At 43.8% G+C, this 25,703-nt stretch carries 28 protein-coding genes and 1 tRNA gene; 21 read left to right on the forward strand and 8 right to left on the reverse strand.

All coding sequences use genetic code 11. The features are described from left to right. The first annotated feature begins 216 nt into the window (after positions 1 to 216). A complete protein-coding gene (locus H5T41_01740) occupies positions 217 to 1,023 on the forward strand; it encodes a site-specific DNA-methyltransferase (GenBank protein MBC7107506.1) in 807 nt (268 codons plus the stop codon). A 497-nt stretch (positions 1,024 to 1,520) separates the two neighbouring features. Further along, positions 1,521 to 2,483 carry a prenyltransferase gene (locus H5T41_01745; protein ID MBC7107507.1) on the forward strand — a complete coding sequence of 321 codons (963 nt, stop codon included), beginning with the start codon at positions 1,521 to 1,523 and terminating at the stop codon, positions 2,481 to 2,483. On the opposite strand, the gene H5T41_01750 is transcribed toward H5T41_01745, so the two are convergent. Continuing rightward, on the reverse strand, positions 2,443 to 3,372 hold the full coding sequence (locus H5T41_01750) for a radical SAM protein (GenBank protein MBC7107508.1): 930 nt from the start codon (positions 3,370 to 3,372) through the stop codon (positions 2,443 to 2,445). The two genes, H5T41_01745 and H5T41_01750, sit on opposite strands and share 41 nt — an antisense overlap. 308 nt (positions 3,373 to 3,680) lie before the next feature. Here H5T41_01750 and H5T41_01755 point away from each other — a divergent pair, with 308 nt between their 5' ends. The 7 genes from H5T41_01755 (at position 3,681) to H5T41_01785 (ending at position 9,455) form a co-directional block, all read left to right on the forward strand. Further along, a complete protein-coding gene (locus H5T41_01755) occupies positions 3,681 to 4,211 on the forward strand; it encodes a hypothetical protein (protein MBC7107509.1) in 531 nt (176 codons plus the stop codon). 3 nt (positions 4,212 to 4,214) lie between these two features. Further along, the gene (locus H5T41_01760) at positions 4,215 to 5,327 is read left to right on the forward strand and encodes an SPFH domain-containing protein (GenBank protein ID MBC7107510.1); all 1,113 of its coding nucleotides are present in this window, start codon (positions 4,215 to 4,217) and stop codon (positions 5,325 to 5,327) included. Between the two features lie 32 nt (positions 5,328 to 5,359). Continuing rightward, positions 5,360 to 6,103, forward strand: a complete 744-nt coding sequence (locus H5T41_01765; GenBank protein ID MBC7107511.1) for a zinc ribbon domain-containing protein — start codon at positions 5,360 to 5,362, stop codon at positions 6,101 to 6,103. A gap of 2 nt (positions 6,104 to 6,105) precedes the next feature. Then, the gene (locus tag H5T41_01770) at positions 6,106 to 7,107 is read left to right on the forward strand and encodes a hypothetical protein (protein MBC7107512.1); all 1,002 of its coding nucleotides are present in this window, start codon (positions 6,106 to 6,108) and stop codon (positions 7,105 to 7,107) included. After that, the gene (locus H5T41_01775; GenBank protein MBC7107513.1) at positions 7,104 to 7,691 is read left to right on the forward strand and encodes a hypothetical protein; all 588 of its coding nucleotides are present in this window, start codon (positions 7,104 to 7,106) and stop codon (positions 7,689 to 7,691) included. Before H5T41_01770 ends, H5T41_01775 begins: the two co-directional genes overlap by 4 nt. 119 nt (positions 7,692 to 7,810) lie before the next feature. Next, positions 7,811 to 8,302, forward strand: a complete 492-nt coding sequence (locus H5T41_01780; GenBank protein MBC7107514.1) for an NfeD family protein — start codon at positions 7,811 to 7,813, stop codon at positions 8,300 to 8,302. 40 nt (positions 8,303 to 8,342) lie between these two features. Then, a complete protein-coding gene (locus H5T41_01785; GenBank protein MBC7107515.1) occupies positions 8,343 to 9,455 on the forward strand; it encodes an SPFH/Band 7/PHB domain protein in 1,113 nt (370 codons plus the stop codon). Between the two features lie 127 nt (positions 9,456 to 9,582). Here the strand turns inward: H5T41_01785 and H5T41_01790 are convergent, their stop codons facing one another. The 3 genes from H5T41_01790 to hisD all read right to left on the reverse strand — a co-directional run bounded on the left by H5T41_01790 (position 9,583) and on the right by hisD (position 13,400). Then, positions 9,583 to 9,819, reverse strand: a complete 237-nt coding sequence (locus H5T41_01790) for a cytochrome B5 (GenBank protein MBC7107516.1) — start codon at positions 9,817 to 9,819, stop codon at positions 9,583 to 9,585. 33 nt (positions 9,820 to 9,852) lie between these two features. Continuing rightward, complete coding sequence (locus tag H5T41_01795; protein MBC7107517.1) at positions 9,853 to 11,058, reverse strand: glycosyltransferase family 4 protein; 1,206 nt, start codon at positions 11,056 to 11,058, stop codon at positions 9,853 to 9,855. Between the two features lie 1,094 nt (positions 11,059 to 12,152). Beyond that, complete coding sequence (gene hisD / locus H5T41_01800) at positions 12,153 to 13,400, reverse strand: histidinol dehydrogenase (protein ID MBC7107518.1); 1,248 nt, start codon at positions 13,398 to 13,400, stop codon at positions 12,153 to 12,155. A 255-nt stretch (positions 13,401 to 13,655) separates the two neighbouring features. On the opposite strand from hisD, the gene H5T41_01805 reads away from it, so the two are divergent. Both H5T41_01805 and H5T41_01810 read left to right on the forward strand, forming a co-directional pair. After that, positions 13,656 to 13,832, forward strand: coding sequence for a 4Fe-4S binding protein (locus H5T41_01805; GenBank protein MBC7107519.1), 177 nt, complete (start codon positions 13,656 to 13,658; stop codon positions 13,830 to 13,832). A gap of 177 nt (positions 13,833 to 14,009) precedes the next feature. Then, on the forward strand, positions 14,010 to 14,759 hold the full coding sequence (locus H5T41_01810) for a PrsW family intramembrane metalloprotease (protein ID MBC7107520.1): 750 nt from the start codon (positions 14,010 to 14,012) through the stop codon (positions 14,757 to 14,759). An 8-nt stretch (positions 14,760 to 14,767) separates the two neighbouring features. Here H5T41_01810 and H5T41_01815 read toward each other — a convergent pair whose 3' ends face one another. Continuing rightward, positions 14,768 to 15,703 (reverse strand): NAD(P)/FAD-dependent oxidoreductase, encoded by a 936-nt coding sequence (locus tag H5T41_01815; protein ID MBC7107521.1) that lies wholly within the window; start codon positions 15,701 to 15,703, stop codon positions 14,768 to 14,770. Positions 15,704 to 15,824: 121 nt separating this feature from the next. Here H5T41_01815 and H5T41_01820 point away from each other — a divergent pair, with 121 nt between their 5' ends. The 5 genes from H5T41_01820 (at position 15,825) to H5T41_01840 (ending at position 18,433) form a co-directional block, all read left to right on the forward strand. Beyond that, positions 15,825 to 16,352 carry a macro domain-containing protein gene (locus tag H5T41_01820; GenBank protein ID MBC7107522.1) on the forward strand — a complete coding sequence of 176 codons (528 nt, stop codon included), beginning with the start codon at positions 15,825 to 15,827 and terminating at the stop codon, positions 16,350 to 16,352. Position 16,353: 1 nt separating this feature from the next. Further along, the gene (gene thpR / locus H5T41_01825; protein ID MBC7107523.1) at positions 16,354 to 16,911 is read left to right on the forward strand and encodes an RNA 2',3'-cyclic phosphodiesterase; all 558 of its coding nucleotides are present in this window, start codon (positions 16,354 to 16,356) and stop codon (positions 16,909 to 16,911) included. A 126-nt stretch (positions 16,912 to 17,037) separates the two neighbouring features. Further along, positions 17,038 to 17,517 (forward strand): hypothetical protein, encoded by a 480-nt coding sequence (locus H5T41_01830; protein MBC7107524.1) that lies wholly within the window; start codon positions 17,038 to 17,040, stop codon positions 17,515 to 17,517. 6 nt (positions 17,518 to 17,523) lie between these two features. Further along, positions 17,524 to 18,003 carry a hypothetical protein gene (locus H5T41_01835; protein ID MBC7107525.1) on the forward strand — a complete coding sequence of 160 codons (480 nt, stop codon included), beginning with the start codon at positions 17,524 to 17,526 and terminating at the stop codon, positions 18,001 to 18,003. Between the two features lie 76 nt (positions 18,004 to 18,079). After that, complete coding sequence (locus H5T41_01840; GenBank protein MBC7107526.1) at positions 18,080 to 18,433, forward strand: hypothetical protein; 354 nt, start codon at positions 18,080 to 18,082, stop codon at positions 18,431 to 18,433. On the opposite strand, the gene H5T41_01845 is transcribed toward H5T41_01840, so the two are convergent. Beyond that, complete coding sequence (locus H5T41_01845) at positions 18,415 to 19,626, reverse strand: cysteine desulfurase (GenBank protein ID MBC7107527.1); 1,212 nt, start codon at positions 19,624 to 19,626, stop codon at positions 18,415 to 18,417. The two genes, H5T41_01840 and H5T41_01845, sit on opposite strands and share 19 nt — an antisense overlap. 118 nt (positions 19,627 to 19,744) lie before the next feature. On the opposite strand from H5T41_01845, the gene H5T41_01850 reads away from it, so the two are divergent. Continuing rightward, positions 19,745 to 20,656: a dihydroorotate dehydrogenase gene (locus H5T41_01850; GenBank protein MBC7107528.1), complete on the forward strand. Its 912-nt coding sequence runs from the start codon at positions 19,745 to 19,747 to the stop codon at positions 20,654 to 20,656. Then, positions 20,643 to 21,416, forward strand: a complete 774-nt coding sequence (locus H5T41_01855; GenBank protein ID MBC7107529.1) for a dihydroorotate dehydrogenase electron transfer subunit — start codon at positions 20,643 to 20,645, stop codon at positions 21,414 to 21,416. Before H5T41_01850 ends, H5T41_01855 begins: the two co-directional genes overlap by 14 nt. Here the strand turns inward: H5T41_01855 and aksA are convergent. Continuing rightward, a complete protein-coding gene (gene aksA / locus H5T41_01860; GenBank protein MBC7107530.1) occupies positions 21,406 to 22,587 on the reverse strand; it encodes a homoaconitate hydratase in 1,182 nt (393 codons plus the stop codon). The two genes, H5T41_01855 and aksA, sit on opposite strands and share 11 nt — an antisense overlap. 135 nt (positions 22,588 to 22,722) lie before the next feature. Continuing rightward, the gene (locus H5T41_01865) at positions 22,723 to 23,589 is read right to left on the reverse strand and encodes a hypothetical protein (protein ID MBC7107531.1); all 867 of its coding nucleotides are present in this window, start codon (positions 23,587 to 23,589) and stop codon (positions 22,723 to 22,725) included. 292 nt (positions 23,590 to 23,881) lie between these two features. Here H5T41_01865 and H5T41_01870 point away from each other — a divergent pair. From H5T41_01870 to cysE, 3 genes are all read left to right on the forward strand, one after another. Then, positions 23,882 to 23,970, forward strand: a tRNA-Cys gene (locus tag H5T41_01870). Between the two features lie 147 nt (positions 23,971 to 24,117). Next, positions 24,118 to 25,032 (forward strand): cysteine synthase A, encoded by a 915-nt coding sequence (cysK, locus tag H5T41_01875; protein MBC7107532.1) that lies wholly within the window; start codon positions 24,118 to 24,120, stop codon positions 25,030 to 25,032. Between the two features lie 10 nt (positions 25,033 to 25,042). Further along, on the forward strand, positions 25,043 to 25,687 hold the full coding sequence (gene cysE / locus H5T41_01880) for a serine O-acetyltransferase (GenBank protein ID MBC7107533.1): 645 nt from the start codon (positions 25,043 to 25,045) through the stop codon (positions 25,685 to 25,687). Positions 25,688 to 25,703 lie beyond the last annotated feature (16 nt).

The raw sequence follows: 25,703 nt of genomic DNA on the forward strand, positions 1-25,703 counted from the left end.
AAGGAAGGGTGAAAGAATTCGATTTCTTGCGGTTTTTTTGAATTTTTTCGAATTCGAAGGTTAAAGAGAAGTTTCATTGAAAAGTAATAGAAGGAAATTCAAACAACTATACCCCTTATGATTATTTTTTTTATTCCTATCAAATTGAAATTCGATCTCCGTAGGCGTAACCGAAAAAGACAAATTCGCCATCTCAATCATCAATTTGATCAGATTATGACGATTCTTACAGATCAGAATTACAGCTGGCTCCCAACAGAGCGAACATGTTCTTGCAAGCCGACGCGATTGAACTGTCTCAGTCGTAAAGAAATAAGTCAGCTTGGCTCAACTGTTCTTAATGTGAACAAGAGACATGTCTGGAAGGATTCTCATCCGGCACGATTCATCCCTGAACTCCCAGAAAAATACATCAAATTGTTTTCCCATGCCGGGGAAACGGTTCTTGATCCTTTCTGCGGATCTGGAACCACGAATGTCGTCGCACTCCAATTGGGGCGAAACAGCATCGGTATTGATATCAACCCGTTTTCTGTAATGACTACAATTGAACGTCTAAGGGAAGCCCAAAAGAATTCATCGATTGATACCATCCATATGGTTCTTGAAGGCGATTGCAGAAAGACTATGGAAGAAATGCCTGAGGAATCGATCGATCTTATTGTAACATCTCCTCCTTATTTTGATGTCGTGAATTATAATCATGAGCATCCTAATCAGCTAGGGAATATTCACGACTATGCAAAATTCCTCAGTGAGATGGAGAAGGCATTTGAAGGAATGATGCGCGTCTTAAAACCCGGAAAATACGCGATCGTGAACACACAAGACCTTTTTAAAAAGGATGCTAAATGTCCGATCCATTCAGATTATATACAGATTGCAAGAAAAATTGGTTTTGAACTCATTAACATAAACATTTACATTCTCAACTACAGCACTGGTGGTCGCCTTGTGTATGGTTACCCCGTTGCGTATTTTCCGAAAAACGATCATGAATACATACTAATCTTTAAAAAATAAATCATGACCTATGCACAGCGCTAAGTCCGCTCACAAAATGATGAAAAGACGAAATGGACCCAACTCTGGTTTATGGAAGCCTGTACTTCCTTTATCCGATTTCCATTCTTGCATAATGAGTTTTTATGATGTGCTTAAAGAATCACAAACGATCTCGTGCAGTTGCTAAATGTTTATAACCCACACAAGATTCAAAATTGCAAAAGGATTGCTCGGCCATACGCCGAAATATGATCCGAAAGCTGGCTTGAGAGAAACAGTGGCTTGGTATCATGAGAACGGGTTTTACAATGAATTGATGACCAATTTCCCATAGTCGATTTATATACCTTGGTATTCTTCCAAAAAATCAAAGTGTTCTAATGGAAAAAGATAATTTTGATTGTGTTTCACAGTTGTTTGAGCTATTGTTTATTACCACGAAATGCCTTTCAAACTTCATCGAAACCCAATGAGAAAATCTGACAACATCAATGCGCAAAAACTGGGGAATGAATATGGAAGGGACATCTTCGATCACAAAATGGGAATGGATTAAAAACGTCTTCCGATTCACGTATACTTTGCCATTTGTTCTTGCCTCGCTTACAGGTGTCTTTACTGCTTTAGTTCATACCTCTCAAATAATAATCGGCGCTTTCATCGTACTCGATGTTTTTGTACTCGCCTTATTTGTTAATCTTTCAAATGATTACTTTGATCATAAAAGTGGCGCCGATTCCACAAGATTTTTTTCGAGAGACAAGGAATTTGAAAGGGGAGCAAGGGAGATACTGAGTAGCAAGTTATACTGGTCAGGAAATGCGTTCGACCTCGGTTATATCACAGAATCCCAGGGGAAAATGCTGATGGCTGTTCTGGTGGGATTAGCGATCCTCCTCTCAATTCCGATCATCATCTATGGAGGTCTCGTTGTCATTCTTCTCGGTCTCATCGCATTTTTTCTGAGTTATTTTTATACCGCTCCGCCTCTGAATCTTGGAGCGCGTGGTCTTGGTGAGTTCGACGTTTTTCTTTCATTCTGTATGATTTCTTTCTTTTCCTTTTTTGTTATCACTGGTTTTTTTAGTCATGATGCCTTCCTCATCGCATTATCGGTCGGTCTCCTTGTAATGAATATGCGAATAGTTGATGAGATGTCGGGGTACGAAGCGCATATTGAAGCAGGGGAAAAGGATCTCTGTGTTCGTCTTGGCCTGAAAAACGCGTCAAAGTTGGTAGTTGTCATCATGGTCCTCGTTTATTTCATCTCAGCGATTATCGTTGCGCTCTCAAGCATTTTCTACTTATTAGTATTCCTCTCAATTCCTTTTTCATACAAAATCACAAAAACGCTCTTTAATGAGAGTGATCGTTTCAGATATGTGCGATCCGCCCCTTTAGCATTCAAGTTATCATTTTCATTTCAATTGTTGATAATCATTGCGTCGATAGCGCGAATCTTCGTGACATCTGGGTAATAGTTTGCAGATTACCCACGGTGATCAGACGATACTCTCTCACGGCGTTAAAGCCACACTGCTTACACGAAATTGTATTTTGGAGTGGACATCCAAAATACTTGGAACCATCCGGCAAAACAAACGCCGATACCCAATAAGGGCACTTCTGCGAATAATCCTCCTCGAGCAATTCCTTCAGGGCTCTGTCAGTATTGAGGATCGGATACCCCTGTCTTTTCATCGTCAAAACGAGATCGACCACCTTTCTCTTCTCTTGAATGTCAAGGGCAATTGAGTTAGGTGGCGGAGTGAGAAAATTGATCATAATACCACGAATTTTGTGATTTTCGGAAACGAGTTCAATTGTTTCTTTAACAGAATTCACATTCATCTTCGTAATGACCATATTGGCGAAAATGTTTGGATGATTTGTTCTTTCCAGGTTCTTCATAAGAGAATCAAATGTTCCGTGTCCGCGGACCTCTTCATGGACCTCTTTGGGCCCATCAAGGCTGACTGAAATCACATCGCTTGTCTCAACGATTTCGCGCGTTCCGTTAGTTGTGTAACCAACGACAAAATAGCCAATTTCTTTCCCTGCAGCGATAAGGTCTTTCAATTCTTTTGAACCATTCCGCCATAATGTCGGTTCTCCGCCCTCAAAAAACAAAATTCTGGCACCATTTTCATAGTGCTCTTTCATCTCTCTAACCGCGAGTTCGTAGCTCATCGATTTTGGACCGGGCAGTTCTTCAGCGTGAGCCACTATACTGCAATGTTTGCATCGAAGATTGCATTCATAATTGATGATCATTGTATTGACGAGTGGCTTTTTTAATCCCAACCTTGACTTTAAAAGCCAGAATCCATAGTAGGCCACTTGGCGGAGCTTCCCGACGCGATTCATTGTGCTTACTTAACCTCGAAACTCTATTTAATTTCTCTATTTAAATTCTCGGCATTTTCCGAAATCATGTAAAGTCTCCCGAATTTGCAATTAAGCACGGATCGACCCTCTTGGAACTATCTTGATTATTCTCTTTATCGATCATTTGGATTTTTTTGTGTTATCTACATCTTTTCCTGGGCTGATATGCAAGTGTTTAATCTTCAGAGCATTAGATGTAGATAATCGATTGGCTGTTCTTCAATGCACCTAATAACATATTTAAGCTAAAACTTCGATAATTTGCTTATTATACAGGAGAAAAAAAGATGACTGACATCCGGAGGAAGGTTGAAGAAGATCGCGGCCTCCTCAAAAGAATTCAAAGCTATATTCCGGGCTTTAGAGGCTACAGATTTCGGGAAGATCTCAGAGACGCGGACAGGATGTTGAGGGCACAGCTGGCCGACAAGTTCGCCAAGCAGCGAAAACAGCTCGAAGAATGCAGATCGATTCTCGCGCAACACCAATCTTTTGAGATACTTGATGGAATTGGAGGGCTTATTAACCACTTCAAGAAGCTCGAAGGATTGATTTCTCATGCGGAAACAGGATATTCAGGTCTTGTCTCGGACGTCACAATACACGAAGAGGAACTCAACATGCTTTACGAATACGATTTGAGGATGCTAGAATTGCAATCATCGATATCTGCTGATATTGATGATTTGAGAGAGGGAGCGGCGAATGGAGACACGCAGAAGGTTGGAAAAATGATCGCGGATATTAAGTTCAAGGCTGGCGATTTTGAAGATCAATTTCGCAGGCGCCTTAGAATCGTTGAGGGTACTGAGGTGTAATCAATGAGTATCATCGGTGCTGAAACATTCAAGTGGGAAGACGCCGACAAGAGAAATAATATCATGTTCAGGATGCCCAGAAACATCCGATTTAACGACAACATCGTTGTGAGGGAAGATGAAATAGCAGTTTTCTTCCGAGACGGAAAAGTACTCGCGTATATTGATCGCCCCGATCGGTACGCGCTCACATCGATCAACGCGCCCGTCGTAGGGCCGATCGTGAAACTTCTTTCAGGTGTACAGCAGCAAGCTGAGGTCATTTATCTTCAGAAGAGAGTTTTCGATGGTAAATTCGGAAGCAAACAGCCGTACCCATTCAGAGATAAAGAATTCGGTCTTGTCAATCTCAGGGTTTTTGGGGAGTTTCGGTACAAAATATCATCACCCGCGAATTTCGTGAATCAGTTTGTAGGTACGCTCAACTTTGCAACGAGTGCCGAGGTTGAAGAGAGAATTAAGGAACAAGTTGTCATCCTCGTATACGATGTTCTGGGCGATATGAAAAACCAGGGTTTGGGCGTCGCCGATATTGCAAGCAACCTGACGACAATTGAACAAGTCATCCTTTCCAGATCGAAGGATCATTTCGATCTCTATGGCATTCTCATCGATAAAATATCGGGACTTTATATTTCGCTACCAGAAGAAGTGCAGAAAGCCGTCGATACGAGATCCTCTATGCAAGTGCTCGGTGCTAATTATATTCAATATCAGACCGGACAGGCGATGCGCGAGGCTGCGCAGAATCCCTCTGGCGGCGCGGCTGGAGCGGGAGTAGGCGTGGGAGCGGGGATTGGGATGGGATGGACGATGCTTGACTCGATGCGCCAGGCACAACAGGTTCCACCTGCTGCACCTCCGCAAGCTACCATCCAATGTCCGAGATGTGGCGCTCAAAACCTTGCCACTAACAAATTTTGCGCCGAATGTGGATCGCCGTTAACGGGAGCTCGGACTTCAAAGTGTCCTAATTGCAGAGCTGATGTACCTCCTGGTTCCAAGTTCTGCCCCTCATGCGGCGCTAACATTTCATCGACGAAGAAATGCGGGAACTGTGGCGCTGACGTTCCTGTTACCTCGAAGTTCTGCCCAGAATGTGGCAAGCCGTTATGAACAGTTAAAATCAAATTATAAGGGCGACATCAATGGCATCAGTCAAGTGTCCGAAGTGTGGCGCTGCGGTTGCGATCGACGCTGGAACAAAATTCACGAAATGCGCTTTTTGCAGATCGGAAATATATATTGACAGGTCTGGCGCAGGATTTTATTATATCATTCCCTTCGCAGTCAGGGAAAATGATGCGATCGGCATTTTCAGACGGTGGGCTGCAGGGCCTTCGAGAGCCAAGGATCTCGACAGAAAAGCGGAGATCGCGTCGGTTAAAAACGCATATTTCCCCGTTTACATGTTTAAAAGAAAAATTAATGGCAGGGAGCAGGTGTTTGTTGAGCCAGCTGCATCCACAACATTGCCAGGATTACATCGGTTAAAAATCCCTGCAGGGGATCTGAAAATTTTCGATTCGTCGTTCGACAAGGGAGGCGCAGAATTGATCAATCCAGATATTGAAATGTTGTCGTATCTCAATAACCTTCCCGGAGAGCGTGTGGAACAAGCGCTTGTTTTCTTTCCAATATGGAAAATCGATTACATCTTTGATGGAAAGAAATATGATGTAGTAATAGACGGGTCATCTGGTGAGGTCTTTTCGTCGATTTTCCCGGCTCGAAGTTCGATGGGTTACATGCTTGTTGCAATAGCAGGGTTTGTCGCATTTGTCGGTGAGGGGCTTCTCGCGGCATTCAATCTTCCGATCGCACTCATGTTGATGGGAGCCACTCTTATCGGTGTATTTCTTGCTGCATTGGTAGTGGCAAGGAGAATGTGATTATGGACATCACGATTAGCCTTAATTGTCCGGCCTGCGGCGGGGCAATCAGCATCGGCGAAGGCGGAAATGTTGTGATTTGTGAGTACTGTGGTTCGACGCTCTTTGTCGAAGGCGATAGCGGCGTTTATACTATCGCTTTTAAAAATAAAATCACAAAAGACGGTGCCCTAGTAGAATCGAAACGCTGGTGGTCTGAAGGATTCAAAGCAAGAGATCTGAAAAAATTGGGCAAGATCGTTGAATGCTACGCAATTTATCTTCCTTTCTGGAATATTGATCTGAAGATCGCAGGATGGATTTGTGGATATGAGGAGCATATTCACACTGATTCAAAGGGAAATGTGCATAGAGAGCGAATTCCAAGGGAAATCATGATCCTGAAAGAATACGCTTTCACCGAGATCGCCTGCGATCCGGGAGATTTGGGCATACGAAATATGAAGAATTTGTCTGGTGAGACGAGTTTTGAGGATTTCGAAATGATACCAACTTTTGAATCAACAACGAGCAAAGATGATGCATTGCAGCACGCAAAGGAAGATGCCTTCTCTAGGGCGCGTGATAGCACTCGATTGACAGAAATCACCTTTGAACGGCTTCATGTTCTCCCGAAGAGAATTTTTCTTGTTTATTATCCAATTTGGGTTGTTCGTTACGAATATCGAGATCGCATGTATGTTTGCACGATTGACGGTGTGACTGGTAGAATCATTTCTGGCAGGGCACCAGGTGATCCGATATTTCAAAGTCTCGCCGCGACTGCCGGGGCATCCATTGGGGGTTTGATCGCGGCAGCGGGAATCTTGATTTCACAGGCGGACCCCGGCATCGCGCTCGCTGCGATTGGAGCAGGTCTCGCCATTCTTTATGCATTCTATCGTTTCTTCAGGCGAGGTTCTGAGATCATTGTCGGCGATTTTAGCGAGAGGTCGTATTCACCAGGCGAAGTGATGAAGGAGATTTCCGAAGTCACGAGGAAATTTCAGAGGGTGTACAGATGAAAATCGTGCAGGTCAAATGCCCCTCGTGCGGGACGCCAATCCGCATGAAAAACAAAGAAAGTGTTTTTCTCTGCGATAACTGTGGAATGATGCATACGAGGAATCATGGTATCGAGAGAATCGATTACGAGATTGCTGAGTTCGCTTCGGGCGGCGCAGGCGAGAGAATGTATATGCCCTTTTGGCGGCTTTACTGCGATTTCTCTATCAGATCAAAGAATGTTGAAGGAGGGTCTTTCTTCCGTCTTGCCCAATGGATTAAGGGCGATAGAGATTCAGGAGCGCTCTTCGTGTTTATTCCTGCCTTCGATATTAGTCTAGAAGATTTTAAAATACTCTCCACACGCCTCACGCTAAATCCACCTCATTATCGAACAACAATGAATTTTGGCGGTGTTGCGCGAATTCCTGTACTTTTGACGAAAGAAGAGGCGCGCGAACTTGCAGATTTTGTCGTCGTGACGATTGAAGCCGAAAAACCAGGGGTTCTTCAGTATCTCGATTATTCTCTTTCTGTGAAAGACGAAAGGATCATTTATCTTCCATTCGTTAAAACTTCTTCTGGTCCTGTCCTCGCTATCTGAAGTGAGTGAGACATAAATCCATGAAAAGAAATTTGGAATTCGATGTAATTCATTCCAATTAAATTCCAAATTACTGATCAGACATAAGTCCAAATACATCAACCGCAATTATAATGTTGATGTCTCTAGGCACCATACTGGCACTTGCATTTATTATTATCGGCATCATTATGCTAATTGCCGAAGCTGCTTCTCCAGGGTCTTTCATCCTCGTTCCAGCCACTGTCCTGATCGTTCTCGGCGGGATCGGTTTGGTGTCTCCGGAATGGTTGCTGAGCTGGTGGGCACCTGTTGCAGCAGTCATCGTTCTCATTCCCACAACGCTTGTCACAATCAAACTCTATCAGAAATTGGCTCCCCCAGCACCTCCCGAAACGACGGTTGCGACTTCGCTAATTGGTGCGACTGGTATCGTCGTGAGAGAGGTTACACCAGATAATCTACGAGGAAAGGTACGAATCCAAAATGATATTTGGAGTGCGACCGCATCAAAAACTATACCTGTCGGGACGCGCGTCATTGTTAAGAACAGCGAAGGAGTTCATGTATTTGTTGAGGAATTGGTCGATGAAAAGGCATCAATCAATGAGACAGGAAAGAAGGTGACCTGATGGAGATTTTTGAGAAATTCAAGAATTGGGGGCAAGCAAAATGGATGTAATGAGCGCGGTGATACTGTCGCTTTTGTTGCTCGCGATTTTTACGGCGATAGGAATTCTTGCAAGTGGCATCAAAATTGTGAGACCTTATGAACAGGCCATTTACATGAGGCTCGGTCGGTTCGTGAGGGTGCTCAACCAGGGTTTTAATTATGTGACTCCACTGATTAATGAAGTTGTCAAGATCGATCTGAGAACACAGGTATTGGATGTTCCCAGGCAAGAGGTTATTACGAAAGACAACTCCCCTACAAACGTCGATGCTATCATTTACATCAAGGTCATTGATCCTACCAAAGCGTTCTTCCAGGTGACTAACTACCGAATGGCAACGATCTATCTCGCACAGACGACATTGAGATCGATCATCGGAGACATGGAACTTGATGAGATCCTTTCGAACAGAGAGAAGATCAATCTCCACCTGAGAGACGTTCTCGATGAGGCAACGGACAAATGGGGCGTAAAGGTCGAAGCAGTCGAGATTAGGGAAGTCGATCCGGCTGGTAAAGTCAAAGAGGCAATGGAAGAGCAAACGTCGGCCGAGAGACTGAGACGGGCTGCCATTTTGAAAGCAGATGGTCAAAAAAAGGCAGCCATCCTCAACGCTGAAGGAGAAAAGCGAGCGAGGATTCTGCAGGCAGAAGGTCTCAGGCAGGCGAAAATTCTTGAGGCGGAAGGGGAGAGGCTCGCAACGATTCTACGAAGCCAGGGAGAAGCCCAAAAGCTTCGAATTCTGTCTCTAGGAGCGACACCACTTGATTCAAAAGCGTTGACTGTTCTTTCTCTCGATACACTGAAGGCGTTAGGGAGCGGACCTGCGACAAAATTCATCCTGCCGTTTGAGCTGACAAGACTCGTCGAAGGCGCGTCTGAATATCTGGGTATGGCAAGACAAACGCCGCCAAGAGATGCGAGCAAAATTGAGGATATAGAAAAGGCAGTCGGGAAGGTGGACGATATCCTCGGTCCGATACCGACACCAGAGGAACTCAAAAAGGAATTGAGATCACTTGAAGAGGCGATGGAAAAGGAGAAAAAAGAAGTCGAATCAATTGCAGAGGCCACTAAAAAGGACAAAGGTCGAAGCATTCAGATCGATTAAAATCTGATAGGGAATGAAGGGGAAATTCCCCTCATTTGAGTTGATTAGTTCTCGATTAATCATTGGAAATTCTCCTTTTAGATATGGCGACTTCGACATCTTCATTTCCGAAAGTCCGCAGATATGATCAGTCTTCCTTTAATGTGCCCACAATAGGAAAACGTTCAAGAACATCCTCATCGTGGGGTGCATCGCCAATCTCGTTCGTGAGATCTTTGCCAGCATAATGTTCAAATTGATGTTCTCCGTCTTCCCACAATGTGCTCTTCGTAACGTCATAAACCTTACCTTTAACGGCGACGTATGCCGGCTTTCCATTTTTGCCATTGAATTCCTTTAACTCATCTTGCGTGAAAACTTTCATGATACAAGTATATTGAGGGAGAGAATCTTAAATTTATTGTCCCAGAACCCCGAGCGACTGATAAATGGATCGTACAGAAGGTACAAACAATCGCCAATCATATTTTTCCTTGACGAGACGTCTTCCCTCCCTGCCAAGGCCGCGAGCAAGCTGACGATTTTCGAGCAATTCTCTAATTGAGTCAACAAACGTATTGATGTCGTCCGCAATCATAATATTACGACGGTTTTCCACCATTAAGCCTTCGCACCCAATCGAAGTTGAAACAACAGGCTTGCCCATTGCGAAGTATTCCAGGATCTTTATACGAGTTCCGCTCCCGAAACGAAGAGGTGCGATACAAACATCCGCATTTCTCAAAACTTGTTTGATATCCGGAACGATTCCCAAGAAATCAACATTTTCTTGATTATGCTCTGTTTTTGGAACCGGACCTCCGACAATCTGGAATCGAATGGTCCGATCAAATCGCGGTGCTATTTCATTTAGAATTGTCGAAATGGCATCAAGGTTTGGAGAATAATCCAATCTGCCGATGAAAACGACATTCTTGGTTTCTTCACCCGTTTCCTCAGAATCACAAAAGGGGTATTCGGAAACATCGATACAATTGGGTATCACTGTTATCTTTCCTTCCAACTCAGGATTTGCAGAAATCATGTACCCTTTATCGACCTCGGACGTCACAAAAACGGCGTCTGCCGCATTTAGACATCGAAGTTCAAATCCCTTTGCTCTGTCTAGTAGCCAGGACGCCATTACTTTTCGGACCGATCGACTTCTGCCAATCATCCCTCTGAAAAATGGCGAATCGAACATTCCGTACCTTAGGAGATTCCAATATACATTGTGTTCGTCCAATATTACTGGTTTTTTACGCTTATTTAATGAGTTCGCAAGAAAAAACAGATCCAAGCTCTCGACTTGAAAGGTTCCAACCGCTTCTATTTTCTTTAACACTCTCGGGGAAATCTTTACACAATCATTTCTATAATAATTAAATAACCTCGAGATCTTGGTCCTTACACCTTCGAGTGCCTCAATGTGCGTCGAACGAACATTCTCGATACCATCAAGAATCGACGGCAGTTTTTTATTTCCCATTGTTTCAATTGTATCATCTTCAATATGAAAAATTTCCACCGGTGAAAAGGATGAAATCATCTGGATGAGAGAGCGAACTCTCACCCCCCAGCCACGGTCTGCTCGTGTTCCAAATGATAACAACCCAATCGTCATCCTTTTCCTTCAGAATGATGGGACTGGAGGTATTTTAATGAATAGATTGAAAAAAGGTATAAAAAAAGTCGCTCTAGTTACAGATTGATGTTAAATAATTCTCTCACAACGAAGCCGATAGCAAATGTGAGTGCAGCGATTCCTAGACTTAATTCAGCCACCTCAACAAATCGTTTCTTGAAGGGAAGATCTTTTGCGATTGAGATATAGATGTAAGAAATAATATGTAAGAACGAAAGTAAAAACGAAAATCACAATGACCGCATTAAGAATTGTGACGGAAAGTGCCATGAGGATATCGTCAACAAATAGAAATGGAATAATGAGAAAGGAAACCATCATCATGTAGGTGACCGTTGTATAACCTTATACTTTCATTGGACTTTTACCATCACTCTCAGCCTTCGTCGAAAGATATTCAGAAATTCCCATCAAAAAGGAAGCGACAATTCCTGCGATCAGTCCGCCATTTCAATGATCCTTGCATTCTCGGACACAAGCGTGAATCAAGCAAGCGTTCCCATGAGTTCAACTAGAGCGTCGTTCCAACCCAAAACAATGGAATCTGTATATTTCAATCGCTCTTCGTCGAGGAGTGAAATCAAAGGGCTTTCGTGGCGATCTTCATCTTCGATGATATTTTTGACCTCAGGTAGCGAACTTCACAGTTCCTTATAAATTTCCTCAGCGCTACGCTCATTCCTCTCCATCAGTTTTAAGGCGAATGTTAAACCGAATAGTCTGGCTGGAAACCAATACTTTGCGATAAGGAGTTTAGTTGGATTAGCGTCTTTACTAAGTATTTTTCTCAAAAAATTGTAATGAGTCAATTCATCGTTTGCGATTCTCTCAAAATACTTCGATTATTCTCATTCTTGCAAGTTCTAGCGAGCGTTATATAAACACAGTGCTCGGTGATTTCGCTTCTCTGTGGTCGATTTAAAACAGCTGACATCTCGGTTTTTGATTCATTTTTCATAAACCATAAAACCCTAGAAGTGATTTTTCTTAAAATACCCTACCAACGAACTAGCGACGATGCCGTAGTAAGCCACTAGCATCATGCTATATCGCTCGGCTCTTCTTTCGCCGCATCAACGGAGTCTTATCCTGATCGAATCGGCATGCGCATAGAGACCTTCTGCTTTCGCAAGTTCTTCAACAACACCTCCAATCAAGCTTAGGCCCTCTTTAGAAAGGGCCTGTATGAATGATGCTTTGCAAAAATGACGAACATCAAGACCGGAGTATAAACTTGCGTAACCAGCTGTTGGAAGGACGTGATTCGGTCCAGCCGCATAGTCACCACAAGCAACTGGAGAATAAGAGCCGATAAAAATAGAGCCAGCATTATGGATCAGTCCGACTAACGCCATCGGGTCCTTCGTCTGAATTGAAAGGTGCTCGGGAGCGATTCGATCAATAATAATTGCTGCTTCTTCCATATTCCCAACAACGACCAAACCCATATTCCTAAGGGAACTCTCAATGATATTCCTTCTCTTCGCACTTCGGATCATTTCAATCATCGCGTGTTCTACATTCGAAGGCAATTCGCTATCGAGCGAAATGAGCATGCACATTGCATTTGGATCGTGTTCCGCCTGAGCCATAAGGTCAGTGGCGACAAATTGTGGAACTGCGGTCTCATCTGCAACCACGACTATGTCGCTCGGACCTGCTGGGAAATCGATTCCAACTCGATCCATGACGAGGAGCTTAGCAGCCGTTACAAAAATGTTCCCTGGACCTACAATCTTTTGAACCGGCCTTATGCTCTCGGTTCCAAATGCCATCGCGGCGATAGCCTGAGCCCCACCAATTCTATACACCTCGTCGACGCCAGCGATTTCAAACGCAGCGAGCGTTGCGTCGCTTCCAGGCGGAGGTGTACAGCAACAAATTTCATTCACACCAGCAACTTTTGCAGGAACGACGCACATCAAAGCTGTTGAAGGATAAGACGCTTTTCCACCTGGGATATATGCACCGATACGTTTCAATGGAGTGAGTCTCACTCCAAGAGAGATCCCCTTATCCACTTCTTTGAACCAGGATTGACATTCCAACTGCATTTGATGAAATCGTTCAATGCGTAATTTTGCAATCTCTAGTGCTCGCCTCAGTGATGGTGAAATATTTTCGAGGGCTCTTTTCCGCTCTTGCCTACTGACCTCAATCGAATCAATCTTAATTCTATCAAATTTCTCAGTGAATTCGATGAGAGCTCTATCGCCCCTGTTCTTCACAGCCTCGAGGATTTCCATCACGGATGTCTTTACTGCTTCAAATTTTTCAGATCTCCTTTCAAGCCAAGTGTCTAAATCAAGGGGCTGCCACATAGATCACAGAACAACTAACGTGTACTTCTGATTTTTCTCAGAAGCATGTTAACCATATTAAAAGAGAACAAAAAATGGTCTCCGGTCATCGCACGAGTGAGAGTTGTAATGGTCCTAAAGAGGATTTATTCTTTTCTTTATGAATAAAAGTTAGTCCTCCCTGATCTATCACTATACGTCAACTCGTAGTCATGACATGACCAGACGAAAAGGAATTTATACTACTTTTCGAGTACAGGGCGCAGAGGTATCACTATGGTTGCAAAAGTGAACACGGATGAATGTGTTGGATGTGGAGCCTGCGCTGATGTTTGCCCACAGGAATGCATCGAAGTCGAGGATGTAGCGATCGTTGACGAGTCAAAGTGCCTTGATTGTGGCTCTTGCGCCGATGAATGCCCCAACAATTGTATCACAATTGAAAAGAAATAAGGAGATCATCCATCACGCCGCCGTAAAATCAATTTTCCTCTGAAAATCAAAGCGACCCTTACAGGCCTCCATTTCTTTATTTATTCCATAAACTCTCGATGCTAAAATTCTCAATCATTCTCCAAGATCATTTCCCATATTTTTTAATGATTAACATATAAATATCTGATCGTAATTTTGCTAGTAGTGTCATTAACAGGCATTCTTCAATTGATCATACTGGCACTCGCAGCCGTCGTCCCCTCCCTGATTTTCCTTTCATGGTTTAGATCTGCAGGCACTGGTAGAAAGGAATCTTGGCTCCAACTTTTGATTCTATTTTTCTATGGCGCAATTGTAGCCGTTGTTATCGCCATTTTCATTGAATTCCTCGCCATTACTTTACTTCTCAGCCCAGTCTTCAGAGAATACGAATTTTTTTCCAGAAATCCATCACTCTGGTCACTCGTCATAGTGGTGATCATTGCTCCATTCGCTGAGGAATTTGCAAAAATGCTCGGCGTACTGAAATCGTCGATGAAATTGCGGCGAATGAGGAGTGGATTCGTTTTTGGCGCAGCAACAGGATTGGGATTTGCCGCGACAGAAAATCTCCTTTACGAGAGCGTTGCGATGGCTGAGGGAGGAGTTTTAATGTTCCTGATCGTTGCTCTATTGCGCAGCTACTCTTCAGCACTCCTGCATGGCTCTGCAACATCAATTGTTGGTTATGGCGTCGCAAAAAAGAGATTCGAAGGCAAATTGGTAATTCCATATTACCTATTTGCTGTGATGATGCATGGGACCTTTAACCTGCTCGCTTCCCTAGGAGGACTCTTCGACGGCGATAGCTCAATTATTGCAAGTGGTTTTGGTCTGCTTCTTTCTTTTATTCTCGTTCTCTTTGCGATTAAATTCATTAACTCAAAATTAAATAAAAAACTCTGAAGAACGAGTTATGACCAATAGGGCTTCATGATATACTTATATGCGCTGTTTGCGGCCGTTGCCGCTTCCCCGCAAGCCGTGATGATCTGCTTGTATTTTCCGCTGTAGGTAACGACATCCCCGCATGCGAATACTCCTGGCCGCGAGGTACGCATGGCTGTGTCCACCTTGATTAGATTATCTTCCAGTTCCACATTCCATCTCTGAATATCTTTAAGATCGGGAGTATAGCCAATATTGATGACAACTACGTCGACATCAAGGTTCATCTTTTGGTCGCCCCCGACCTTAATAGTGACGCTGTTCACCGTTTGATCCCCTTTAATTTCTTCGAGTTCGGCGTTGAGTATTGTCTTTATCCTTGAACGCTTCACTTTTTCTACTACGCCTTCATCAGCTCTGAACTCATTTCGTCGGTGCACAATATATGTCTCGGCCACCTCAGATGCGATGAGAGCCATTTCTAGGGCACTATTACCACCGCCGACAAAAAGAACACGCTTATCGACGAGGCTTTCCTTATGAGGAATTTTGTAAAAAACCCCTTTATTCTCGAATTGATCCTCTCCCGGAATACCGAGTTTTTTTGGCTTGAAAAGCCCGATACCAACGGCGATAATGACCGCCTTGGTTTCGTACTTCCGTTTGTCCGTGACAACGAGAAGTCGTGAGTCTTTCTCAAGAATATCAAGAGCCATCTCATTCTCATGAAGCTCACAGCCCATACTCAAGGCATGGGTTATCATTCTCTTTGCGAGCTTTTCAGCTTGTGTTAGGACGCAACCTGGATAATTCTCGATCCCTTTATCCGGATAAAGAGAAACTAGCTGTCCGCCGGCGTTGCCCGCTTCAAGAATCAGTGTCTTTAACTTGCGAGAGCGCGCGTAAATTCCAGCCGTCAACCCAGCAGGTCCTGCTCCAATGACAATCAGGTCGTAGGTCATCTCTGATTGTGATTGACTTTCTCAACATAAGCATTTCTTTTCTTTCAAGAGGAAGTTATTAAAATCCTCTAGTCTTTTGCGAAAGATACACTTACATATTTCGGTGAAAATAGAGGTTTTCATGCAAAAGACGATCAATGGGATTACTGTAAGGGTACTGAGAGGTGATATCACCGAGATGGAGACGGAGGCGATCGTCAATGCTGCAAACAACATGCTATGGATGGGTGCTGGAGTAGCTGGTGCGATCAAGAAAAAAGGCGGAAAAGAAATTGAGGAGGAAGCATTGTCAAAAGGACCAATTCCAGTTGGCGAGGCAATTGTTACTGGGGCAGGCCGGCTAAAGGCCAAGTATGTGATTCATGCTGCCAGTATGGGTCAGGATTTGAAAACAGATGCCAAAAAGATTGCCTCCTGTACGTTGGCAAGTCTCAAGAGAGCGGACGAACTTGGAATCAAGAGCATATCATTTCCTGCCATAGGAACTGGCGTAGGTGGTTTTTCAATTGATGAGGCTGCCGAGGTGATGATAAACACGATAATTGATTACATCAAAAGAGGTACGGGTCTGCAGTTGATTCAATTCACGTTATTTGATGAGGATACAAAGAAAGCTTTCGAAAATGTTCTCGAGCGCGTAGGGGATTGATGTGGCGAGATTCAGGGCCTTCATTGCGGTCGATCTGAAGGCTAACGAAAAAATAGCGAAAGTTCTTGAAGAACTGAAGAACGCACTACCATCGCTCAAACTCGTTGATCAAGCAAATGTGCATATTACTTTGAAATTCCTTGGAGATACTGATGAATCGCTGATTCCAGACATCAAAAAAATTATTGAAAGAGCAACAGTTGGATTAAGCCCATTCACAATTTCGCTGATCGGGACTGGTGCTTTCCCATCAAAAACGAAAATTCGTGTGATCTGGATTGGAATCAGAAATGCTGAGCAACTCTCGATTATCGCGAAAAAACTCGATGAAGAATTGCACTCACTTGGATTTGAAAGGGAAAAGAGGGAATTCAGTCCACATTTGACTCTTGCAAGGGCGCGAGAGATCATTTCATCAACGAAAATCGAGAAGCTCATCGATCAATACAGTGAAGAAGAATTTGGGAAGGAAGTGGTACAGTCAATCAGATTGAAGAAATCGGTGTTGACACCAAAGGGATCGATATACAGCACAGTGGATGAAGTGATATTGGGTTGAATCAATCCGGCATGATGTATTGGCAGGATTTTCGACAGCAGCGATTTGCGAACTTTGATGGAGTTATATTAAAAGTATTGATGCGATTATTATTCTCTCTGCCCCTCCAACTTTCTGTGAAACAATATGAAACTCAGGGGCAGAAATATCAGAAATGATGCAGAAGGAGGTATTGAGGGTCTCCCGTTACAGCTGATCCTGATGGTGGTCATTGCTGGTATCGGGATGACAGTGATCCTTGGTTGGATGACAGGACTCGAAGCACCTAAAAGCATCGGCGCTGTTTATGCAACACCCAGTGAAATTATTCTGACAGACGAGAATTCCGACGGATTGTACGAAAAGAGCGACTTGACGCTCACAATCACCGTCGTCGATCAAAATGGAGATCCAGTTTCAGGCGCATCGGTAGTCCTGCAAGGTACGAATATTGCCTTTGAAGATGGAAGAACAGCCCACGGTATGACGGATGCTTCGGGAAAGGTCAAATTCAGTGATCTCTCGCTTTCGCAGAGAGGTACGACAATCGGATTTGTAACTGTGACGGTGACGAAAAGCGGATATGGGACAGATTCGAGCCTAACGATACCTGTCATATCTGAGTGAAGGGATATGAGACACTTCGATAAGAAGGGACTGGAGGGACTACCTCTTAAACTCATGATTATTTTTCTTATTCTCTCCCTCACTATGCCTATTCTTATCGAAAACGCGGAATACTACGATACCCTTGTCATTAAGAAAAATCTGATTATTGAAGCGGAAAAGATTCGCAAGGGAGCATATTCAGTGTATCTTTCTGGGCCAGAAAACCTGAGAACAATCAATGTTGAAATCCCGAAGGGAACTTTTGGCCAAGTTTGCAGGTTGGAATTTGGTGGCGGCATAAACGATAGTGCTTCATTGATGATCAAATGTTTCATCAATGACGATCTCTGCGGCACAATAATTCTCGACAATCCGAGGATTTCCATTGTTTCAAATTCTGGTCAACCAATCGTGATCGAGAACGACAGTATTAAGTTGTCACTTTCTTGCGTCGAGATCGATCGGTCGAGGTTTGTTCAAGCTGAGGTGATATCACTTGATTGAATTCATGCTTTCGCGTTTTGCGGTTGGCTTGTGCAGTTTTTTAATCATCTGTTCTTTTCTCTCGATGTTCAATTCAATGAACTCCGAAGTGGAAAAGATGAGCATCAAAGACTCTTTGGCTGAAATATGCGATGTGTTTTATAATATCAGGAATTATCCATATGCAGAGCAGAAAATCTACATGAAAAATATATTGCCATCTGCGGATTGCGTTCTCATCGTCAAGAAAGGGTACATTAAGCTAATTGCTGGTGAGATGGAGTTTGCTTCGGCCATACCAGACAATATTATTTTAAAAGGCGATCAAGATGAAAACTCAGATGATTATTTTGTTGACATGCTTCGATTCGGTTACGGAGATATTCTCATTCTAAAAACTATGGCAGGGGAAAATGGAAATACATTGGTCGTTCAGTTGGAAAAGATTTGAGCAATTTCTTGAACGGTCTCCACAAAGATCTGGCATTCTTCTAGCGTATTGTATATGTAAAAAGAGGCACGAGCACAACCGCTGCTCCCCCGTTTTAAGAAGAATGGATGCGCACAATGCATGCCGGATCTAATCATGATTCCCTTCATTTGATCAAGCATCATTGCGACATCATGTGAACTCAGCCCTTTAATGTTGAAAGAAAAGATGTTACCTCTCAGCTTGCAATCAAGAGGCCCGAGAATTTCAATTGCTTGATCATTGCGCAGCCCCTCGGTTACTTTGCAGTTAAGTCTGCAAACGTGCTCTGAAATCGATTCAAGGCCAATTTGACTGATATAATCGATTGCCACAGACGATCCTATTATGCCAGAGTAATTCAAGAGGCCTGATTCAAGTTTGTCTGGCAAAGGCAAAAACTCAACCTCATTCAGAGAAGCTGTGCTAACAGCTCCACCTCCCGTGATCAATGGATCGAGCTTTTCAAGAAGATCTTCCTTACCATAAAGTACACCGACGCCCGCTGGGCCAAGCATTTTGTGCATCGAGAATGCGTAAAAGTCCACATCCAATTCCTTAACATTGACTCGCATGTGGGGCGCTGCTTGTGCTCCATCTAGCATGACGATTGCCCCATAATCATGCGCTATCTCGGTCACATCTTTCGCTGGAATACTCGTTCCAACGACATTATTTGCATGAGCAAAGCTAACAACCTTGACATCTCTTGACATCATTGCCTTAAATGTTTCGAGATCAAAAATCCCATCCTTTGAAGTCTCAACAAATTTACGCCTGATGCCTTTGGATCTAGCAACCTGCATCCAGGGAATGTGATTACTGTTGTGCTCGATGTCCGTCGTTAGTACTATATCGCCTTTTTTCAGGTCAAGACCCTTTGCAACGAGGTTGAGCGCTTCTGTGCAATTCTTTGTAAAGATAATTTCCTTTGGAGAAGAGGAATTGATGAACCCTGCAATTTTTTCGCGAGATTCGTCGATTTTGATTGAGACCTCCGTCGCGAAGCGATGTACACTGCGACCAGCGCAAGCAGGGTACTTCAAATAATACTCGTTTGAGGCTTCAATCACCTGTCTCGGACGAAGAGTTTGACATGCGTTATCGAAATAAATTGGGTCGTTGTCCCTGCCTGTGTAAACGGGAAAGTCCCTGCGTATCTTGTAAACATCCATATTTCTGCCTTCAATCGCCTTTGCCCTATATTTTGATTGTTAAAAAGACAACAATCGAATTGTATTCGATTCATTGATGAATTTTAATATCTCAAGATCAACATAACCCAATTGAATGATTTCGTTGCAGACGAAATTAAAAAGTCTTGTTCTTTCGAATCCCACAATGCTCGCATCTGGTATTCTCAGTGAGACTTCTGGTTGCATCATTGCTGCGGCAAAATCTGGTGCTGGCGCTGTCGTGACGAAGTCGATTGGAAGTGTGCCAAGAGAGGGGTATCCTAATCCAACTGTGGTCGAGCTGGAGTTTGGCTACATCAACGCAATGGGCCTACCAAATCCAGGCATCGACGAATTTGGAAAGGAGGTGAAGGATTCACTTGGGTGCGGCGTTCCGATCATCGGAAGCATTTTTGCATCGGATGAAAAAGAATTCGCATATCTGAGCAAGAAAATGGAGGAATACGGCGTTGCAGCGCTTGAGCTCAATCTCAGTTGCCCTCATGCAAAGGGTTACGGGATGGAGATTGGGGTCGATCCAGAAATTGTAAGAAAAATTGTCTCGATGATCAAAGATGAAATTCGGATTCCTGTTTTCGCAAAATTGACACCTAATACACATCGATTGATTGAAGTCGCAAAGGCTGTGGAGGAAGCTGGTGGTGACGGTGTTGTCGCGATCAACACAGTTAAAGCAATGTCGATCTCAATCGATTTCAAACGACCAGTTCTGGCAAATCGATATGGAGGGTTATCTGGACCGGCTATCAAGCCAATCGGTATTAGATGTGTCTACGAGCTTTACGATGCCCTTGATATTCCTATTATCGGGGTCGGAGGGATAGAAACGTGGAAAGATGCGGTTGAATATCTTATGGCAGGGGCGACCGCATTGCAGATTGGTAGTGCCGTTCGAAAAAGAGGTTTGGGTGTTTTTAGGAACATAAACAATGGTCTAAGAAGATTCTTAGAAAAGGAGGGATACAGCGCAATTAGCGAAATCGTGGGGGTCGCGCATGAGTTTTCATAAAGCGGTCACTATTAAGGAAGTCGTGGCGGAAGCCAATGGCGTTAAGACATTGAGATTCTTTCTGAGAAGAAAATGTCTTCCCGGTCAGTTTCTCATGATTTGGATCCCAGGTATTGACGAGATCCCAATGTCCCTTTCTTATATAGGAAGTCTCAAGGGCATTACGGTTAAGGAGGTTGGTGAGGCGACGAGGGCGCTATGCTCGCTTCGTCCTGGCGACCAGCTAGGTGTACGAGGCCCTTACGGCAGGGGTTTTTCACTCGGCAGGGGGAGTGTTTTATGTGTCGGCGGAGGAAACGGGATCGCGTCGCTAATGCCTGCCGCAGAAGCGTTGAAACGAGATTTAGTCGATTTCGCAATCGGCGCCAAAACTGAGACGGAACTGGTTTTCGTAGAAAGAGCAAAGAAATGCTCGAATTATGTCGCAATTTCAACGGATGATGGAACGAAGGGATTCAAAGGAACTGTCGTCGAGCTGGCTGCAAGGATGATGGATAAGAAGAAGTATGATTCAGTGTTGGCATGTGGTCCCGAACCGATGCTTTTTCAATTATTCGATCTCTGCAAGAAATATGATGTTGATTGCCAGTTTTCATTGGAAAGATTCATGAAGTGTGGTATCGGGATATGCGGATCGTGCGCGATCAACGGTATAAGGGTATGTAGAGAAGGGCCTGTTTTTTCCAGAAGAGAACTTGAATCACTCATGGAATTTGGCAGATTCAGAAGGGATGCATCAGGCGTGCGAATTACATTTTGACCTCATTGATGACCTTCTCGACTAATTGAGCAAACTCCGCATCGGTCACGCGACCTTTCTGCTCCCCTATCATTTTAACGAGTTGAAGAATTCTTTGAATTTGCTCATTGGTAGCATTGATCTTCAATTCTTCGAGGCGCTTTTTCACATATGTCATCCCTGTATGTTTGCCCATGAGAAGGCGTCTCCGATTCCCGACAGTCTCCGGAGGAATACATTCATAAGTCATAGGGCAGTTGAGGATTGCGGCGACATGAATCCCAGATTCATGCGCAAAGGCATTTTCACCGACAAGGGGATGATGCGGTGACAGCTGACATCTCGAAAACCTTGCAACAGTGTCCGATAGTTCCTTGAGCCGTGTACAATCGATGCCGAGATCGTAGCCATAAATGAATTTCATGACTGCAACGAACTGTTCCAGCGGAACATTACCCGATCTCTCACCGATTCCATTCACGGTTGTTGTTACGGCCGACGCTCCAGCTTTAACGGCAGCAATCGCATTGGCGAGCGCGAGACCGAAATCGTTGTGGAGATGTATTGAGATAGGTTTTTTCACGTTTGAAGCGATTGAAGATACGACGAAAGAAACAGCCTCCGGCGAAGCGCAGCCAACGGTATCTGTAATACCTAATCTTACAGCACCAGCTTCTTCGGCAGTCCTCATGAATTCGATCAAGAAATTGAGGTCTGTTCTCATGCTGTCCTCGGAGCTAACGCTAGCTGGAACGCCCCGTTCTCTGCAATAATCAAGTGCATCGACAACTTTGCTGAGTACTTGTTCCTTATTCATTTTCAATTTATACTTGAGATGGATATCTGAAGTTGCAATAAAAAGTAATACGAGATCGACACCTGCATCGATTGCTGCGTCGATATCGCTTTTCAGAATCCGGGAAAGTGCGAGAATTTTTGCTTTCAGACCAAGTGATGTGATCTCCTTGATGATTTGACGCTCGGATTCGGATACTGCTGGAAAACCTGCCTCAATCTGCGGAACGTGTGCATCATCGAGCAGCTTTGCGATTGTAATCTTCTGTTCAGCGTTGAATGCAACGCCAGGCATCTGTTCTCCGTCCCGCAACGTCGAATCGTAAACGGTAATGTTGTTGAAATTGTATTTAATATTGTATGGACTGAGTGCGATGAATTCTGTGTTCGAGACCATGCCCGATACATTCTCGGATGACAATATGTAATTTTTGAAGAAACAGAGAGCGCACTGCGGTTTCTTTCAAATGAATCACGGTCTGGTGTCGTATTCGTTTACACTCAATAACCGTTTTAAAAGATTGTTCTGCTATCAAGAACCATTACTATTACCAGAAGCCTTGAGAAGCGCTAGTAGTGCATCCTTCACTTCTTCAATTGTCGTGCCCCACGGGACAGCAGCTACTTGATTCTTCAGCTCATATCCAGATTTTACCTTACAACACTTTACAAGTGTCGGCGATCCATCAAGGCGGACGTGATTGCGAGGGCAGATATCAATAAAATCTACTTCTTTTTTGTATAAAGATTTGAAAATTCTTCTCGAAAGGTCGCAACCAACGAGTGTTGATTCAACACTTATTTCCGGCGTTTCGTCGAGGAAATACACAACTTTGTCGCAAGAGATCCCCGATGCCCTGCATGGAAAAATAACGCCTTTTGTTTTCAATGTAGACGCAATAGATTCCAGATCAATCTCAATATGGTTAGCTATAATCGGCGCGTTGATCAAACCCATTGATATGATCTTCTCGACTATCACTGACAGTTTCGATGGTCTTGGTGGCACTGTATCGATAACATTGATCCTGATCAGATCCTCATCTTTTACGAATGAAACATGATTAAACATTCCCCGAACAACGACAAGTTTTCCCTTGTATTTTTGAGAGAGTTTTGCCATTTGGGTACGATTGATGACATCGATTGTGCGATCTTCGACAAAAACTGTTTCATCGGGCAACGATAGAATTTCGAATGATTTTATGTTGCGAAAAAGTTCATTTCCATCTTCCTTTTCTACAGAAATGACGGCGGAATCATTCCTATTTCTTAAAACGTAGTATCTCGTTCTCGTATATGCCTTCTTACCCTTAACGACCTCTGCAATGTTGGTAGGCGTTAGTGGGAAATTGACAGTACGTACGGATACCTCTTTGCAATGCTCAGGCATCATCATGCTTACGGAATATGTTCAAAGTTCAGATATTTTTCTGATTTATGGGATGCAAACAGACGGGCTCCGATAATGGATATCATAATAAATGATCTCCAACCACAATTCTTTCTACAAACCTTTCGCTACTAACAGATCCAATTAAAATGCGGATGCGTTATCAATAATAAATCTCCGATTGCCATGCAACCGAATAAATTGATCTATTTGATGCGGCAAGTATTTCGGATTGGTATTCTTGTCCGTATACTGGGACATAAAATAGAAATATAGATTAACTGAATTACTTTGAAGCGCCGGGATGACAGAGCGGCCATGTGGCGGACTGCAGTCAATCGCCGCAGAGATCCGCAGACTCGAGTTCAAATCTCGATCCCGGCTCCAGTATGTTAATTCTTGTGGAATATCGCTGGTGGCGTCGACATCTTTGCTAATTCAAGAGATAATGAATTCTTATTTGGTGAGAAACCGTAATATTCATCTGTAGGACAATGATATCTGTTGATCTAGTATTAACAATGGTGAAATCCGATGATATATAACAGTATTCTCGAAACAATTGGTAAAACACCGATCGTCAAATTGCACAATCTCATCGCAGAAGATTCTGCGGAAATCTACTGCAAACTCGAATCATTCAATCCAATGTCTTCTGTCAAAGACAGGATTGCCTTGGCAATGATCGAGGATGCGGAAAAGTCAGGGCGTCTAAAAAAAGGGATGATCGTTGTTGAGCCAACATCCGGAAATACTGGTATTGGTCTTGCGATGGTCTGCGCTGTAAAGGGATACAGGCTCATCCTCACGATGCCAGAGTCGATGAGCATTGAAAGGAGAAGGTTACTGAAAGCATTTGGGGCGGAATTAATTCTCACACCAGCAGCGGAAGGAATGAAAGGAGCTGTCGCTCGCGCTCTGGAAATTTCCAAACAAAACAGTAATTGCTTCATGCCCCAACAATTCGAAAACCCATCAAATCCAGAGGTTCATATGAAAACCACAGCCAGGGAAATACTAAATGATGTCCCAGATCTTGACGCATTTGTTGCCGGAGTCGGAACTGGCGGAACTATCACTGGTGTTGGGAAAGTGCTCAAAACAGTGAACCCAAATGTGAAGATCGTCGCGGTGGAGCCTTCCAGATCCCCAGTATTATCTGGGGGTAAACCGGGACCACATCAAATACAGGGAATAGGCGCTGGCTTCATACCGAAGGTGTTAGATTTGTCTGTCGTCGATCGCATCATCACCGTGACAGACGAAGAAGCAAAATCAATGGCAAGAGAGCTTGTTCGAAGGGAGGGAATTCTAGCAGGTATTTCATCGGGTGCTGCTCTGCACGGTGCAGTAAAGATAGGCAAAGAATTAGGCCCAGGAAAAAAAGTTGTGGTGATTCTCCCAGATACAGGAGAAAGATATTTGAGTACTGACATGTTTTCCGAGTGAGCGCGTATACATGAGCTGGAAAGACGATGTTTATACAGTCCTCGAACGCGATCCTGCGCCGAAATCGTTCAAGGAAGCCCTTTTATTCAGCCCGGGGCTTCATGCAATCCTTCTTCATCGAATTTCGCACAGACTATATCTCAAAGGTCAGTATCTTTTGGCTAGAGCTATCAACTATTTTGCGCGGATTTTAACAGGTGCGGATATCCATCCGGGCGCGAAGATCGGTAAGGGTTTTTTCATCGATCATGCAACTGGGGTGGTGATCGGCGAGACTGCCGAAATCGGCGACAATGTTTGCATCTTTCAGGGCGTAACCCTTGGCGGCGTTAGCACTGAAAAGGGAAAGAGACATCCTACTATTGGCAACAATGTCGTGATTGGTGCGAACGCAACGATTCTCGGCAATATCAAGATCGGTGACAATGTTAAGATAGGCGCTGGATCTGTCGTCGTAAAGGATGTGCCACCGAATTCAACGGTTGTTGGCGTGCCTGGCAAAGTCGTCAAGAAAGACGGCATGACGAAACTTGATTTGAGACACGATCTGTTGCCAGATCCGGTTGTGGATGCATTCATGAATATTTCGAACAGCATCGCAGAGTTGGAACACAGAGTTGCCGAATTGGAAAAGTTGGTGAAAAAGGAAAAATAATGGTGACTTCCATCGC

Source organism: Methanomassiliicoccales archaeon (assembly GCA_014361295.1).
Lineage (GTDB): Archaea > Thermoplasmatota > Thermoplasmata > Methanomassiliicoccales > JACIVX01 > JACIVX01.